Source organism: Peribacillus sp. FSL E2-0218 (assembly GCF_037992945.1).
GTDB lineage: Bacteria > Bacillota > Bacilli > Bacillales > DSM-1321 > Peribacillus > Peribacillus simplex_B.
Window position 1 is genome coordinate 4,968,268 of sequence record NZ_CP150304.1, and the last position, 16,244, is coordinate 4,984,511.

Annotated in this window: 19 protein-coding genes; all 19 read right to left on the reverse strand. The window is 45.0% G+C overall.

All coding sequences use genetic code 11. The features are described 5' to 3' along the window. Window positions 1–1,524 (reverse strand): NADH-quinone oxidoreductase subunit M, encoded by a 1,524-nt coding sequence (locus MHI53_RS24030; protein ID WP_061141265.1) that lies wholly within the window; start codon window positions 1,522–1,524, stop codon window positions 1–3. Continuing rightward, window positions 1,521–3,392, reverse strand: a complete 1,872-nt coding sequence (gene nuoL / locus MHI53_RS24035; protein ID WP_340372476.1) for an NADH-quinone oxidoreductase subunit L — start codon at window positions 3,390–3,392, stop codon at window positions 1,521–1,523. The genes MHI53_RS24030 and nuoL overlap by 4 nt, the downstream gene beginning before the upstream one ends. Window positions 3,393–3,426: 34 nt before the next feature. Beyond that, window positions 3,427–3,741 (reverse strand): NADH-quinone oxidoreductase subunit NuoK, encoded by a 315-nt coding sequence (nuoK, locus tag MHI53_RS24040; RefSeq protein WP_061141267.1) that lies wholly within the window; start codon window positions 3,739–3,741, stop codon window positions 3,427–3,429. Further along, window positions 3,738–4,256 carry an NADH-quinone oxidoreductase subunit J gene (locus MHI53_RS24045; RefSeq protein ID WP_061141268.1) on the reverse strand — a complete coding sequence of 173 codons (519 nt, stop codon included), beginning with the start codon at window positions 4,254–4,256 and terminating at the stop codon, window positions 3,738–3,740. The genes nuoK and MHI53_RS24045 overlap by 4 nt, the downstream gene beginning before the upstream one ends. After that, window positions 4,253–4,672 carry an NADH-quinone oxidoreductase subunit NuoI gene (nuoI, locus tag MHI53_RS24050; RefSeq protein ID WP_340372477.1) on the reverse strand — a complete coding sequence of 140 codons (420 nt, stop codon included), beginning with the start codon at window positions 4,670–4,672 and terminating at the stop codon, window positions 4,253–4,255. The genes MHI53_RS24045 and nuoI overlap by 4 nt, the downstream gene beginning before the upstream one ends. Before the next feature lie 35 nt (window positions 4,673–4,707). Further along, window positions 4,708–5,715, reverse strand: a complete 1,008-nt coding sequence (gene nuoH / locus MHI53_RS24055; protein WP_340372478.1) for an NADH-quinone oxidoreductase subunit NuoH — start codon at window positions 5,713–5,715, stop codon at window positions 4,708–4,710. Continuing rightward, on the reverse strand, window positions 5,716–6,813 hold the full coding sequence (locus MHI53_RS24060; protein WP_100531089.1) for an NADH-quinone oxidoreductase subunit D: 1,098 nt from the start codon (window positions 6,811–6,813) through the stop codon (window positions 5,716–5,718). It lies immediately after the preceding gene. 5 nt (window positions 6,814–6,818) lie between these two features. Continuing rightward, a complete protein-coding gene (locus tag MHI53_RS24065; RefSeq protein ID WP_340372479.1) occupies window positions 6,819–8,042 on the reverse strand; it encodes an NADH-quinone oxidoreductase subunit C in 1,224 nt (407 codons plus the stop codon). After that, entirely contained in the window at window positions 8,043–8,555 is a 513-nt protein-coding gene (locus MHI53_RS24070) for an NADH-quinone oxidoreductase subunit B family protein (protein ID WP_340372480.1), read from the reverse strand. It abuts the gene before it with no gap. Next, window positions 8,546–8,920, reverse strand: a complete 375-nt coding sequence (locus MHI53_RS24075; protein ID WP_061141274.1) for an NADH-quinone oxidoreductase subunit A — start codon at window positions 8,918–8,920, stop codon at window positions 8,546–8,548. Before MHI53_RS24075 ends, MHI53_RS24070 begins: the two co-directional genes overlap by 10 nt. Before the next feature lie 338 nt (window positions 8,921–9,258). Then, on the reverse strand, window positions 9,259–9,660 hold the full coding sequence (locus MHI53_RS24080; RefSeq protein ID WP_061141275.1) for a F0F1 ATP synthase subunit epsilon: 402 nt from the start codon (window positions 9,658–9,660) through the stop codon (window positions 9,259–9,261). Window positions 9,661–9,685: 25 nt separating this feature from the next. After that, the gene (gene atpD / locus MHI53_RS24085) at window positions 9,686–11,083 is read right to left on the reverse strand and encodes a F0F1 ATP synthase subunit beta (RefSeq protein ID WP_061141276.1); all 1,398 of its coding nucleotides are present in this window, start codon (window positions 11,081–11,083) and stop codon (window positions 9,686–9,688) included. Between the two features lie 92 nt (window positions 11,084–11,175). Then, on the reverse strand, window positions 11,176–12,036 hold the full coding sequence (locus MHI53_RS24090; RefSeq protein ID WP_061141277.1) for a F0F1 ATP synthase subunit gamma: 861 nt from the start codon (window positions 12,034–12,036) through the stop codon (window positions 11,176–11,178). A gap of 37 nt (window positions 12,037–12,073) precedes the next feature. After that, window positions 12,074–13,582 carry a F0F1 ATP synthase subunit alpha gene (atpA, locus tag MHI53_RS24095; RefSeq protein ID WP_061141278.1) on the reverse strand — a complete coding sequence of 503 codons (1,509 nt, stop codon included), beginning with the start codon at window positions 13,580–13,582 and terminating at the stop codon, window positions 12,074–12,076. Between the two features lie 24 nt (window positions 13,583–13,606). Next, entirely contained in the window at window positions 13,607–14,143 is a 537-nt protein-coding gene (locus tag MHI53_RS24100; protein WP_061141279.1) for a F0F1 ATP synthase subunit delta, read from the reverse strand. Next, window positions 14,140–14,658, reverse strand: a complete 519-nt coding sequence (gene atpF / locus MHI53_RS24105; RefSeq protein WP_061141804.1) for a F0F1 ATP synthase subunit B — start codon at window positions 14,656–14,658, stop codon at window positions 14,140–14,142. Before atpF ends, MHI53_RS24100 begins: the two co-directional genes overlap by 4 nt. Window positions 14,659–14,810: 152 nt before the next feature. After that, entirely contained in the window at window positions 14,811–15,035 is a 225-nt protein-coding gene (gene atpE, locus MHI53_RS24110; RefSeq protein WP_061141280.1) for a F0F1 ATP synthase subunit C, read from the reverse strand. Between the two features lie 74 nt (window positions 15,036–15,109). Then, a complete protein-coding gene (gene atpB / locus MHI53_RS24115; protein ID WP_061141281.1) occupies window positions 15,110–15,826 on the reverse strand; it encodes a F0F1 ATP synthase subunit A in 717 nt (238 codons plus the stop codon). Between the two features lie 22 nt (window positions 15,827–15,848). Then, window positions 15,849–16,217 carry an ATP synthase subunit I gene (locus MHI53_RS24120; protein ID WP_061141282.1) on the reverse strand — a complete coding sequence of 123 codons (369 nt, stop codon included), beginning with the start codon at window positions 16,215–16,217 and terminating at the stop codon, window positions 15,849–15,851. Window positions 16,218–16,244 lie beyond the last annotated feature (27 nt).

Sequence of the window (16,244 nt, forward strand, 5' to 3'; positions counted from 1 at the left end):
TCATCGCCCCCCTAGAGCTAGCATCACGGCTTCTATCGTACCTTGAAGAGGCCCGCCTAACATATTTGGATACACGCCGATCGCAATGATCAGGCCGAGAAGCGCCAATGCCGGTACAAACTCCCAGCTTTCAAGATCCCGCTTCTCTTTCTCTACCAAGCTATCATTCTTGCCAAACGTCATCCGCATGACTGCCCTCAGTATATAGACGGCTGTCAAAACAAGTCCGATCACCCCGATTGCAGCAAGCAAAGGCTGACTTTTGAATAAGCCGAGAAACACCATGAATTCACTGATGAAGCCGGACATGCCCGGCAGACCGAGCGAAGCCAGACCGCATGCCAGTAAAAACCCGGAAAATACAGGCATCGACTTCGCCAATCCCCCAAGCGCAGGGAGCATCGTGGTCCCTGTCCTTTCGTTCAATGCACCCACCAGGAAAAACAGAAGTGCAGCTATTAAGCCGTGTGAGATGACTTGAAAGATCGCCCCCTGCAGCCCCGCATCGTTCAAGGCCCCCAGCCCCATCATGACGATCCCCATATGCGAGATCGATGAGTAAGCTAAAACAAGCTTGAAGTCCGTTTGCAGCATCGCTAGCAAGGCTCCATATAAAAAGCTGATGACTCCCATCAGTACAATCGCAAATGCCAAGCTTTTATATTGTTCAGGGAATATCCCCATTCCAAACCTGATGATCCCGTAAGCCCCTATTTTCAATAGAACACCAGCATGAATCATGACAATGGAGGGAGGCGCCTCTGCATGAACCCGCACCATCCAGCTGTGAAATGGAAATACGGGCAGCTTTATCGCAAATGCAATCAGAAAGGCCAGGCATAATCCATATTTCATCGAACTCGAAATCGGAGCAAACAGCGATACACCGCCCATTGTCATCATTTGGGTCAAAGCCGCAATGTTGGTCGTACCTGTCCTGGCAAACAAAATCAAAATGGCCACCAATAGTACGGCCGAACCGATCCCGTTATAAATCAGAAAATGATACGACGCCTTTTCCCTCTCAAGGAAGCCCCACTTGCCAATTAAGAAGAAGGCGGGAATCAACGTCATTTCAAAGAAGATGAAGAAAAGAATCAGATTTTCTGCCGTAAAGACACCGAGCATCCCGATCTCCAGGATCAAAAATAACAAGTAATAGCCTTTCCATCCGCGCTTTATATATATCGAGGCGATTGCCGCCATTGAAGAAATGATGGTCGTCAGTAATAGGAAAATGAGACTCAACCCATCCAGCCCCAACTCAAAATTCACGGTAAAAAGCTTGGGATCATACATCTCCAAATTTCCGAACCTGATCCAATCGACCTTAATGTTAAAGCTGGAAAGAGCCACTCCCGAATAATATTGGCTGCATAAAAAGAACGAGAGGAATAGGGGGGGAAGCGTTCCGAAAAAGCCAAATTGCTTGATGGTCCTTCCCTCATTTTTTGGCATCAGGGCGACCATCAAGATTCCAAGCAAAGGTGAAAACACCAAAAGCGAGAGCAAATAGGCATTCATCTTAAATACCCCCCAGTTAAACCAAATATGACCAGCAATACCGCAAGACCCAGAAACGCGATCATCCCATATTGCTGTACCTGCCCTGATTGCAGTTTAGATCCTATTTTCCCCAACCCTTCTATTGAACCGGTTACCGTCGATATCAAGCCACCGATGATGAACCTCTCAATATAAGATAGAAATAAGCCAAGCCCTTTCGTTGCATGAACTATAGTAAAATAATAAATTTCATCAATATAATATTTATTTTCCAAAACTCGATATAATGTGGAGTTTTCTTTCACGAGCCAGCCCCGGGGCAGCTTCGCTTTAGCGTACATCATATAGGCAAGGACGATCCCGGCAAGCGCCACTAGCACGGCAAGGACCATGATCCAAACAGGTCCCTCACTATGTCCGGCACCAAGCACAGCTTCATTCCCCTCTACAAGCCACTCACCAAGGAAGGTCCCGAACCACGGGGTTTGGATATATCCAGCGACCACAGCCAGTACCCCTAAAACAAGCATGGGAAGCAGCATGACCGCAGGAGATTCCTTGACCTGATTTGCTTGATTGCGAGACTTTCCGGCAAAAATCATGAAAAATAGCCGGAACATGTAAAAGGCAGTTAAAAAAGAGGTGATCACCGCGAGTGAAAACAAGAAATAGTTACCATTCACCCATGCCGCCATCAAAATTTCATCTTTACTGAAAAAGCCCGAGAGCAAGGGAAACCCTGATATCGCCAGAGTTCCAGTCAAGAACAGCGGCCCTGTCCAATTCAGCCTCGCCCATAATCCGCCCATCCTTTCAATATCCTGTGTATGTATGGCATGAATGACACTGCCAGCAGCCAAAAACAACAGTGCTTTAAAAAAGGCATGGGTCATTAAATGAAACACACCGGCCACATATCCCGCAGTACCTAAAGCAAGCATCATGAAGCCAAGCTGGGAGATGGTCGAATAAGCCAATACCCGCTTGACATCCTTTTGGACAGAAGCGATACTCGCGGCGAAAATGGCTGTGAACCCGCCTGTTACGGCGACAGCCTGCATGGCCGCTTCACTAGCGAGGAATAACGGGAACATGGTCGCTACAAGATATACGCCTGCGGCCACCATGGTTGCGGCGTGAATGAGTGCGGAAACCGGCGTTGGGCCCTCCATTGCATCAGGAAGCCATGTGTGAAGCGGAAATTGCCCCGACTTCCCAACGGCACCAATAAAAATGAGGATGGCGATCAACGTCAAGCTCCCATCCGATATCACACCCGAGTGAACGGCTTGAAAAATCTCCCCATATTCGAAGCTGCCCGTTTCCCAGAATAAGAGGATAATCCCGATCAATAGCCCTACATCCCCGATCCTGGTCATGATGAATGCCTTTTTCGCTGCATTCTTGGCTTCCTGTTTATAAAAGTAAAACCCAATCAACAGGAAGGAGCCTACCCCGACCAATTCCCAGAAGAAATAAAGCTGCAGTAAATTCGGCGCCATGACCAGTCCAAGCATGGCAAAGGTGAAAAAGCCCAGATAAGCATAAAAAGTGGAGAATCGCTCTTCACCCTTCATGTACCCCAACGAATAGATTTGGACCAGCAGGCTGACAAAGGAAACGATCACAAGCATCAAGGCATTAAGCTGGTTAATTTCGAATCCGGCCGTAAGCTGCGTGCCCCCTATCGCAAGCCAATCCATCGTTGTTTTATAAGTAGGTGCTGTGAACCTTTCCATCAAGGTAAGCATCGATAAAACAAAAGAAGCCAACGTAAAGATTATTCCTATATATGCCCCCCGCTCCCGTAGCCGGCCACCTGATAGAAGCAGAACCATAAACGTGACGAGTGGAAAAATCGGTATGAGCCAAGCGTTCTCCATCATCGTATCAAATCCCCTTCTTCATTCATATGAACCCTCAATGCTTCATGATATCCATTTCATCGACATTGACCGTCTTCCGCTTGCGGTAAAGGGACATTAATATTGCCAGCCCTACAGCCGCCTCGGCTGCAGCGATTGTAATCGTGAATAAAGAAAACACCTGGCCCGTAATCGATGGTGTTACCCCGAATTTACTGAAGGCAACTAAATTGATATTGGCGGCGTTCAGCATCAGCTCGATCGAAATCAAAACGATCACAGCATTTCTTTTCGTCAAGGCCCCATACAGCCCTATACAAAAAAGAACGAGCGCCAATACGAGATAAGCAGACAAGGGAACTCCCGTCATGATCGATCTCCCTCCTCATCATCTTTTTTAGCTAATACGATGGCTCCGACTAAAGCCACCAGCAGGAGTACCGACATTACTTCAAACGGAATCACATATTTAGAGAACAGTGCGATTCCTATTTGTTTTGTATTTTCCTCATGCAAGGCAGTCGGCTGTACCGGTATATCCAAATCATAGATTCCCAGATAGACGGCTACAGCGAATCCTGCAATCGCTAACAGCAGAGGTAATTTCCCCCGCCCCCCTTTTGCCGGTTCATCGTGTTCCCGATGGTTCGTCAACATGATTCCGAATAACATCACGATCGTAATCGCCCCGGAATAAATCAGGATTTGGACGATGGCGACAAACTCCGCCGAAAGCAGCAGATAAATGCCCGCAATGCTTAAAAAGGTAAAAACGAGTGCAATGACCATGTGCACCACTTTCGTTAATGTAATTAGCAGCACCCCGCCCAATATGGCGACGAGTGCCAAGCCAAAAAAGGCAATCAGTTCGCCGGATACACTCATACTTTATTCACCTTCCGGATATTCTCATCATTTTCATCAAGCCACTCCAAATTTTTGAATAAATGATCACGGCTATACTCCGCCAGCTCAAACTGGTTCGTCATGACGATCGCTTCTGTGGGGCAAACCTCCGTGCATAAATCACACAAGATGCAAATTTCGAAATTAATGTCATACGTGTCAATGATCTTCCCCTTTTTGGAAGGGTCCGGATGTTTTTTTCCCGTTAATTGTATGCAGTCCGTTGGGCAAATCGTCACACATTGATTGCATACGATGCACTTTTCAGGGTAGAATTTTTGGATTCCGCGGAAGCGGTCAGGAAGCGGCATCGGTTCATTCGGGTAGTCATACGTCACTTTTTTCCGGGTCAAGTTCTTTAATGTATAGCTTAAACCTTTAGCTAAACCAAGCATGTTCATCCCTCACTTTCCGATCAGCTTTAAGTTTTTTAAATAAGGTGAACGATTTCTTTTATGATGGCCGTCAAGAATATATTGGCTAATGCAACCGGGAGCAGCACCTTCCAACCGAACTCCATTAATTGATCGGCCCTTATCCGAGGAAAGGTCACCCTGATCCAAACCAATATATAGAACACCGCACTGAACTTGAGGCCGAACCAAATGGCAGCCGGAATAAAATCCAAAAACGGAATAGAATTCCATCCTCCTAAAAATAATACAGTGGTTAATGTGGCCATTGCAAACATATAAACATATTCCGATAACATAAAGAAGGCCCAGCGAAATCCGGAATATTCTACATGATACCCTGCTACAAGCTCCGATTCCGCTTCAGGAAGGTCAAAAGGGACCCGGTTCAGCTCAGCCACAGACGCAATCATGAAGACGATGAAGGCAATCGGCTGAAGGAAAATGAACCAAACCTTCTCTTGGGCAGCCACGATGTCGTTCAGGTTCAAGCTGCCTGTCAAAAGGACGATTCCCACTAACGACATCACCAAGGGAATTTCATAAGAGATCATTTGCGCGGCTGCGCGCATGCCACCGATCAACGAATATTTATTATTGGACGCCCAGCCCGCCGTGACGATACCGATCGTCGAAATGCCGGATATCGCCACATAATACAGCAAACCTACACCAATATCGGCAAATTGGAACGCATCGGTGAACGGCAAAGTGGCAAGGACCATGAAAGCGGGGGCAAAGGCGATCACCGGCGCCAATATATAAAGCGGCCTGTCGGCTTTTTTCGGGATCGTATCTTCCTTGATCAGAAGTTTCAAAACATCGGCAACGGTCTGCAAGAGACCCCATCTCCCGCCAATTTGGTTCGGGCCGATCCGTAGCTGCATGAACCCCATGATTTTTCGTTCCGAGAGGATTCCATAAGTGACAAACCCCAGGACGACGAATAACAGCAGGACCGCCAAACCAAAATAAATGCCAAAATTCAGCAAGCTTGGAGCGGAGTGGAGTAAATCCTTGATCATTTATCCATCCACCTCCCCTAGAACGATATCGATGGCTCCTAATATCGTTATCAAGTTCGCCATATTTTCCCCTTCCAATAATTTAGGGAGAATTTGCAGATTATAAAAAGAAGGCCGGCGAAATTTCAACCGATATGGCTCCTTTTTCCCTTCACTCGCAATATAACAGCCGATTTCGCCTCTTGGTGACTCAATTCGCACAAAGGCTTCACCCTTTGGCACCTTTATGATTTTGGGAACCTTGGCAAGGACCGGCCCTTCTGGAAATTGCTCAACCGCCTGCTCAAGGATTTTCAATGATTCTTCGATTTCTTCCATCCTGCAATGATACCGCGAAAAAGCATCTCCCTCCTCCCGGGTGGGAACATCAAAGGTGAACCGATCATAAATCGAATATGGTTCGTTTTTCCGCAAATCCCATTTGACACCCGTGCATCTTAAGTTGGCACCGCTAAGTGAATACTGCAGCGCCTCCTCCTTCGTATAGATGCCAACCCCTTTAACCCGGTTCACAAAGATTTCATTCCCTGTCACCAGCTCATGGTAACCGGCAAGCTGCTCCCTCATATACGGCACGAACTCGGCGACCTTTGCAATCCAGCCTTCGGGGGCATCCCATTTCACGCCGCCCACTCGCATATAATTGAATGTAAGCCGTGCCCCAGACAATTCGGTCAATAAATTGACGATCATTTCACGCTCGCGAAACGCGTATAAAAAAGGGCTCGTCGCTCCTATATCAAGCAAGTATGTCCCCCACCAAACAAGATGGCTCGCCACTCTGCCCAACTCCATGGCGATCACCCGCAAATATTCAGCCCTATCAGGGACCTCCAATCCCATCATTGTTTCGACAGCATGACATAACACATAATTATTTGTCATCGCCGCCAGATAATCGAGCCGATCGGTATATGGAATGATTTGCGTATATTGCAGGTTCTCCGCCAGCTTTTCCGTACCACGATGCAAATACCCGATAACGGGGGTGGCCTCTTTTATAATTTCGCCATCAATCTTGATGACGAGCCGAAAAACGCCATGCGTGCTCGGATGCTGCGGTCCGACATTGAGAAGCATTTCTTCCGTCCTTAACATTGGGGTTACACCTCCACATCATAAGGCTGATAATCTTTCCTAAGGGGATACCCTTTCCAATCATCACCAAGTAAAATCCGCTTTAAGTCAGGGTGCTCACGAAAATTGATACCTAATAAATCATAGGCCTCACATTCCGGCCAACTGGCCCCTTGCCATAACGGGACCAGTGAGGGAATGGCTGGAGAATCTCTGTCCAGCTTCACCTTAAGGGCAATGGATTGATTCATGTCGAATGAATGCAAATGTACATAGATTTCCATATGGGTTTCAAAATCGGTGCCGTGGAGTTCCGATAAGTAAGAAAAGTTAAGCTTTTCATCATAACGCAGTAATTTAGCTATTGAGTAGTATGTATCAGGATTCGCCACTATTGTAGGTACATCCTTTGATAGGTTATTAATATAGTGGTCTATTAATGCATCTTGTCCTACATGCCTTTCAATAGCATGAACAATTTGATTGAGTGTGGGCTGGTTTGGGGATGGCTGATTCTTATTGTCATCTTCCGTCCTTTCATCCACGTTGGCCCTGGACTTGGCAGCAGCAGCTGCCTTCGCCTTAGCCGCTGCAATGGCTTTAGCCTTCGCTTTTTCAGGATCTCCCTCACTACCGGCAGATTTTTGCTTTCGTGGGAGCGCTGCCGCCTTTGCCTTCGCCGCTGCGGCTGCCTTTTGCTTCGCTAGGTCCTCTTCTCCTGGCGGACTCTCTGCCCCTTCCTCCTTCGCTTGCTTTCGTGCGAGCGCTGCCGCCTTTGCCTTCGCCGCTGCAGCTGCCTTTTGCTTCGCTAGGTCTTCTTCTCCTGACGGTTTCTCTGCCCCTTCCTCCTTCGCTTGCTTTCGTGCGAGTGCTGCCGCCTTTGCCTTCGCCGCTGCGGCTGCCTTTTGCTTCGCTAGGTCTTCTTCTCCTGACGGTTTCTCTGCCCCTTCCTCCTTCGCTTGCTTTCGTGCGAGCGCTGCCGCCTTTGCCTTCGCCGCTGCGGCTGCCTTTTGCTTCGCTAGGTCTTCTTCTCCTGACGGTTTCTCCGACCCTTCCTCCTTCGCTTGCTTTCGTGCGAGCGCTGCCGCCTTTGCCTTCGCTGCTGCAGCTGCCTTTTGCTTCGCTAGGTCTTCTTCTCCTGACGGTTTCTCCGACCCTTCCTCCTTCGCTTGCTTTCGTGCGAGTGCTGCCGCCTTTGCCTTCGCCGCTGCGGCTGCCTTTTGCTTCGCTAGGTCTTGATCCTCATTCATCTATATCACCCGCTTTCCGGTTTTCGCCTCGTAACGGATTTTTTCTTTTAATTTATTGATTCCATAAATAAGAGCTGCCGGATTTGGGGGACAACCGGGGATATATACATCGACTGGCACGATTTGATCAACCCCTTTGACCACCGAGTAGGACTTCACATACGGACCCCCTGCCGTTGCGCAGGAGCCCATGGCAATGACCCATTTAGGTTCTGGCATTTGGTCATATAATCTACTTATGATTGGTGCCATTTTTTTCGTTACCGTACCTGAAACGATCATGACATCAGATTGCCGGGGTGACGTCCTGAAAAAAGATCCGAAACGATCCAAATCGTAATGTGAGGAGCCTACACCCATCATTTCAATTGCACAGCATGCTAAACCGAATGTCATTGGCCAAAGGGAGTTGCTTCTAGCCCAGCCCTTAATTTGTTCAAGCGTTGATAAAAAAATGCTTTGTCGCATCTCATCCATTTCGGCAGGGGTGAGGTCGTCTAATTTCAATTCCATTTCAACACCTTCTTTTTCCAAGCGTAGATTAGTCCTAGCATTAGGATGATGACGAAAAATAGCATTTCAATAAGCGCAAACAATCCTAGCTCATCATAGGCCACTGCCCACGGGTAGAGAAAGACCGTCTCTACATCAAAAATGACGAACATCAATCCGAATAAATAATATCGAACATTGAATTGGACCCTTGAATCCGAAAAAGGATCGATACCGCTTTCATACGTCGTATATTTCATATCCGTCGGTTTGTAAGGCCTAAGCAGCTTGCCAAGAAACAGTGCAATAACAGGTAATAATATCCCGAGACAAAGAAAAACAAATACGATTAAATAATTATTTTGGTATAAATGCAGCTGTCCCATATTCATCTCCCTTTTATGGATCATTCAAAAGTTAATGGATACATGTTCAATTTGCTTGTCTTCTTTTTTGTTGGATGCCGTTTTAAATATTTATGCAGAGTAGCAATCTTTTAGAAGCAACGTGGCGAGAGGGGGGGTGGAAGTAAAAATGTAAGCGTATACATTATAACATTTTGACTATCAGATGTCGACGAGTGGAGGATTTATATGGAAAATAGTTTGTTCCATCATTCGAGGGATTTCAGCAGATTTTTTCCCATTACGACCTTCCATGACAAGAAAGAAAAAAACACCTGAATGAACCGGTTGGTTCATTCAGGTGTTTTCACCATATATGGTTATCGCATTTCTGCAATTTGGATTCGGTTGATTGCACGTTTAAGAGCTAGATCAGCTCTTTTGACATCATTCGATCCATCATTATTTTGCAATCTTTGTTCTGCACGTGCCTTTGCTGCTTGAGCACGTGTAAGATCGATAGTTTCAGCTCTTTCAGCAGATTGAGCCAAAATGGTTACCACATCAGGGCGGACTTCCAAGAAGCCACCATTTACAGCTACATAGTCTGTGTTGCTTCCATTCTTAAGACGGACAGCACCAATGGTAAGCGGGGCTACGGTTGGAACGTGTCCAGCCATGATTCCCATCTCACCGCTTTTAGCTTTAGTGCTTACCATTTCAACTTCTGCATCATATACTGGGCCATCGGGAGTAACAACATTGACTTTAATGGTCTTCATTTCATTCCCTCCTAGGTCCCTTTAATTAAGCCATTTCTTTTGCTTTAGCAATAACTTCTTCGATGCGGCCAACTAGACGGAAAGCATCTTCAGGAAGGTCGTCATATTTTCCAGCTAGGATATCTTTGAATCCTTGGACTGTTTCTTTAACTGGTACATAAGATCCTTTTTGACCAGTGAATTGTTCAGCCACGTGGAAGTTTTGTGACAAGAAGTTTTGGATTCTACGAGCACGGGCAACGATAACTTTTTCGTCTTCGCTTAATTCGTCCATACCCAAGATCGCAATGATATCTTGAAGTTCTTTATATTTCTGTAGAGTTGATTGAACTTGACGTGCCACTTTATAATGCTCAGCTCCAACGATTTCCGGGCTAAGAGCACGAGAAGATGACGCCAACGGATCAACCGCTGGGTAGATACCCATTTCAGAAAGTTTACGCTCAAGGTTAGTTGTTGCATCCAAGTGAGCGAAAGTAGTAGCCGGAGCCGGATCCGTATAGTCATCGGCAGGTACATAAATCGCTTGAATGGAAGTAACGGAACCTTTATTCGTTGAAGTGATACGCTCTTGCAGTTGACCCATTTCCGTTGCAAGGGTTGGTTGGTAACCTACCGCAGATGGCATACGGCCTAGTAGGGCAGAAACCTCGGAACCTGCTTGCGTGAAACGGAAGATGTTATCGATGAAGAAAAGAACGTCTTGTCCTTGTTCGTCACGGAAATATTCAGCCATTGTCAAACCACTTAAAGCGACACGCATACGTGCACCAGGTGGCTCGTTCATTTGTCCGAATACCATCGCTGTTTTCTTGATAACACCGGAATCAGTCATCTCGTAGAAAAGGTCATTACCTTCACGAGTACGCTCACCTACACCAGCGAATACGGAGATACCGCCGTGCTCTTGTGCGATGTTATTGATAAGTTCTTGGATAAGTACAGTTTTACCAACACCGGCTCCACCAAAGAGACCGATTTTACCACCTTTGATATAAGGGGCAAGTAAATCTACTACTTTAATACCCGTTTCAAGAATTTCAACTTGTGTTGATAATTCCTCGAAAGTTGGTGCTTGTCTGTGAATCGGATCACGACGCACCTCTGCTGTAAGTGGTTCGAATAGGTCAATGTTTTCCCCTAAAACGTTGAAAACGCGACCTAGAGTAACTTCACCTACAGGAACGGAAATTGGAGCTCCTGTATCAAGTGTCTCTGCACCACGGGTTAACCCATCAGTGGAAGACATTGCTACAGTACGAACTGTATTATCACCTAGTTGAAGGGCCACTTCAAGAGTTAGTCCTGTACCAGACGCTGTATTTTCGATTCTTAACGCGTTATAGATCTTAGGAAGTTGTCCGTCTTCGAATTTCACGTCAACAACCGGACCCATAACTTGAGTAACGCGTCCTATATTCATCGTTTTCCCTCCTAACGTTGCTTATAACGACTATCGTATCGATATTATGGGACAGCCAAGCCTAGTCCGGGCTGACCGCCCCTTTAATGGTTCTATTCTAGAGCAGCTGCACCGCCGACAATCTCGGTGATTTCTTGAGTGATCGCTGCCTGACGTGCACGGTTATATTGTAATGAAAGTGAGTCAATCAACTCTTTTGCATTATCTGTTGCATTTTTCATTGCAGTCATACGTGCAGAGTGCTCACTTGCTTTACCATCTAACAAAGCACCATAAATCAAACTTTCAGCGTACTGAGGCAATAATACCTCAAGGATTTCTTCCGCATTCGGTTCAAATTCATAAGTCGTCAATGTTGAATTGGAAGTATCAAAGTCAGATAACGGAAGGATTTGCGTTTCCGTTACTTCCTGCTGGATCGGGCTGACATAATGGTTATAGTACATATAAAGCTCATCACACAGCTCATTCAAATATAAGTTCACTGTGGATTTTGCAAGGGAGCTGATGTCAGCGAAAGACGGCTGATCGGGAACTCCAATTACTTCAAGCTCTACGTGCATATTACGGCTGACAAAGAAATCACGGCCAACCCTTCCGATTGCGATAATGACGAACTCATCATTGGATTTATGGCGTTCAAGAATGGTCTTATGAACTTGGCGAAGGATGCTACTATTGTAGGCCCCAGCCAAACCACGGTCCGATGTGATAACCAAGTATCCGGTTTTCTTAACTGGACGTGAAGTAAGCATTGGATGAGAGGCACCCGTACTTCCGTTCGCAATACTGGATACCACTTCTTGAATTTTTTCCATATATGGAACATATGCTTTAGCATTAGCTTCGGCACGGTTCATTTTAGAAGCAGATACCATCTGCATCGCTTTTGTAATTTGACTCGTCTTTTTCGTTGAAGTAATCCGAGACTTAATATCGCGTAAAGAGGCCATTCATTCTCACCACCCTTTAAAAATTAGTTAGACCTTATTATTCAGAAATAACGAAGTTCTTTTTGAACTCGTTAATGGCAGCAACGACAGCAGCGTCTTCAGGAAGACCTTTAGTTGTGCGAATGTGATCTAATAATTCCGGATGAGAACGATCAAGGAACACATAGTATTCTTCTTCAAAACGAAGGATATCCGAAACTGGAATATCATCTAAATGACCTTTAGTCAAAGCATAGAAAATCATGACTTGTTTTTCAACTTTAATCGGTTTGTTTAGATCTTGTTTAAGAACTTCAACTGTACGAGCACCACGGTTAAGTTTTGCTTGTGTTGCAGCATCCAGATCTGAACCGAATTGAGAGAATGCTTCCAATTCACGGTAAGAAGCCAAGTCCAAACGCAATGTACCGGCAACTTTTTTCATCGCTTTAATTTGTGCAGATCCACCAACACGGGATACGGAAAGACCAGCGTTGATCGCAGGACGAACACCCGAGAAGAACAAATCGGATTGCAGGAAGATTTGTCCATCCGTGATGGAGATAACGTTTGTTGGAATGTAAGCAGAGATATCGCCTGCTTGTGTTTCAACAAACGGAAGTGCAGTGATTGATCCAGCACCTAAAGTGTCGTTCAATTTTGCTGCACGCTCAAGTAAACGGGAGTGCAAGTAGAATACATCCCCTGGGAATGCTTCACGGCCTGGAGGACGACGAAGTAGCAAGGAAAGTTCACGGTATGCAGATGCTTGTTTCGAAAGATCATCATACACGACAAGAACGTGCTTACCAGCGAACATGAACTCTTCACCCATAGTCACACCAGCATAAGGAGCTAGGTATAAAAGTGGTGCCGGTTGAGATGCTGATGCAGATACTACGATTGTGTAATCCAATGCACCGTTTTTACGAAGCGTTTCAACTGTTCCACGAACCGTTGATTCCTTTTGTCCGATAGCCACATAGATACAGATCATATCTTGGTCAGCTTGGTTAAGGATTGTATCGATCGCAACGGATGTTTTACCAGTTTGACGGTCACCGATGATTAACTCACGTTGTCCGCGACCGATTGGAACCAATGCATCAATTGCTTTAATACCTGTTTGCAGTGGTTCATGAACTGATTTACGGTCCATTACACCAGTTGCAGGGCTTTCGATTGGACGAGTTTTCGTTGTAGCGATTGGACCAAGGCCATCCAATGGCTGTCCAAGCGGATTCACGACACGTCCGATTAATTCTTCTCCTACAGGCACTTCCATGATACGGCCCGTACGGCGTACTTCACTGCCTTCTTTAATGTCTCTGAACGGTCCAAGAATAACAACACCTACGTTATTTTGCTCCAGGTTTTGTGCTAAACCCATTGAACCATTGGAAAATTCTAAGAGCTCCCCAGACATTGCATTATCTAAACCATGAACGCGTGCGATACCATCACCAACCGTGATGACTGTACCCACATCGCTTACTTTAATTTCCGACTGATAGTTTTCAATCTGCTTTTTAATCAGCGCACTGATTTCTTCAGCTTTGATGCTCATGAATTTCACCCCTATCTGTGAATATTAACCTAATAGTTGTTTGCTAAGGCGATCTAGCTTACCGCTGATCGTCCCGTCATAAATACGGTTGCCGATTTGGAGCTTCATTCCGCCAATGATCGTGCTATCCGTAATATTGGTAATGCGTAGATTCCGTTTGCCGATTTTTGCAGCAAAAGCTGAAGACACAGCTTCCGCTTCAGCTTCAGTTAAAGGATTGACTGTATAGACAGTCGCATCCGCAACTGAGTTTTCTTCATTGGCTAGTTCAATGAACTCTGCTGCCATGGGAGCGACTTCAGCTGTGCGATGGCGCTCAACCATTAGCATTACAGTATTTTGAACGGAAGGTGATATTCCTGCAAAGGCATTTTTCATCACTTCACGTTTTGCATCGCCAGTCATTTTAGGATGAGCCAAGAAACTTAAAAGCTCCTTATCCTTCGTGAAAACTTCATGCACTATGCGAAGCTCTTCTTCAAGTTGGTTAATGAGATTTTGCTCTTTCGCAATTTGGAAAAGAGCTACAGCATAACGTCCTGCTACAGTTATATCGCTCATTTACCTTCTCCTGCCTCTTGAATATATTCATTTATTAATTTTTCTTGATCAGCTTGTGATAGTTCTTTTTCAATCACCTTAGATGCGATCATGACAGATAAAGATGCAACTTGCTCGCGCAATGCGGCAACTGCTTTTTCTCTCTCTTGTACGATTTCACGTTTTGCTGATTCCTTAACACGTTCAGCTTCAGCACGCGCTTGATTAATGATATCTTCGCGTTGAGCCTCACCTTGTTGTTTAGCATTCTCTATAAGTTGTCCCGCTTCTGTGCGAGATTGTTTTACGATTTCACGCTGTTCTTCCAGATACTTCAGCGCTTCTTTTCTACTAACTTCAGCTGCTTCGATTTCGTTTGCGACATGCGCTTCACGTTCTTTCATGATGCCCATCAATGGACCCCATGCAAACTTTTTAAGCAACGCTAACAATACGATGAAAATGAAAAGTTGGTATAAGATATCTCCACCATTAAAGTGGCCTGCTTGACCAAGTACAAAATTGCTTGTTAACACGCTCGGTTCACTCCCTTCATGAGATTCACTATTGAAGTTCTGTATTTTCAATTGACAGTATCCTGCCATAATAATTATTCACTTTAACACAGAGCAATGGCGAAGGTTCTCCTTGGATCATCTTCGCCATTATGGAACTCTTTCAAGTTATCTTATTTACCTAGAACAATAAACGCGATAACTACCGCGATGATTGGTAATGCTTCAACTAAAGCGATACCGACGAACATAGTCGTTTGAAGCATACCACGAGCTTCCGGCTGACGAGCCATTCCTTCAATTGTACGTCCAACGATAAGACCGTTACCAATACCCGCACCTAGTGCACCTAATCCAACTGCGATAGCAGCAGCTATAAGACCTAAAGAACCTGTCATGATAAATTTCCTCCTTGAAATGTTGTTTTATTTTTTTTGATCAATATAATGTTCAAAATGAACAATACTTATAATTAATGGTCGTCACTTACTTTATGGGAAAGATAAACCATTGTTAACATAGTGAAAATGAATGCTTGGATGGAGCCGACAAACACACTGAACCCTTCCCAAGCCAACATTGGAATGGCAGCACCAATCGCACCAAATGCGCTGCTTGTGCCTAGACCAGCCAGTAAGGTTAATAGTAACTCACCCGCATAGATATTTCCGTATAGCCGCAATCCAAGAGTTAACGTATTGGCAAGCTCTTCAATAATCTTTAACGGAAACAAGAAACCCATTGGTTGGACGTAAGTTTTTGCATAATTCTTCATACCTCTCATCCTGATACCATAATAATGGGTCAATCCCAATACCATGACTGCCAAGGCTAGAGTTATTGCTGGATCAGATGTAGGTGATTTCCACCAAAGCTCTCCTCCTATTACAACGGAGAAAGGCAATCCTAGCATGTTCGAAACAAATACGTACAATATTAATGTCATTCCCAACATAAGGAACTGACCACCCGTACGCCAATCCATATTGCTGTTGATGATGTTTTTCACAAAATCCATAACCCATTCGATAAAGTTTTGCATTCCTGTTGGCTTCATCGCAAGTTTACGAGTTGCTGTTACAGCAATAATGAAGACGATGAGACTTGCGATAGTCATCATTAGCACATTAGCCAAGTTGAAATGTATTCCAGTCTCCATAAATTCCCACATAGGAGCTTCATGATTCAACAGTATTCACCTCTCTTCTTTACTACCTACGTATGTTTTGTATAAAAAAATCTATCATAATGACAAAATAAACCGTCATTAATCCCACAACCACGCAGACCACTTGAAACTCATAGGGATACTTCAATGCGATAATTGCAGCTAAACCCGCCACAGACATTCTAGTTAAACTACCAAGTGAGCGCGTTTTTTTACCCTCCGCTACTTCTTGGGCAAACTTTTTGTTTTTTTTGACCATGGACCAAAAAATAAACAGGCTGAAGGCAGTACCAAGCAACAATCCTTGGAAGACTGAATCATATGATGTGAATGCCACCCCAATCACATAAATACCCATTAGATACAGCATGTATTTCAGCTGCCTATTGAACATTTTTTCCAATTCTAGCATTTTATCATGTAATCTCCCTAGAAATAT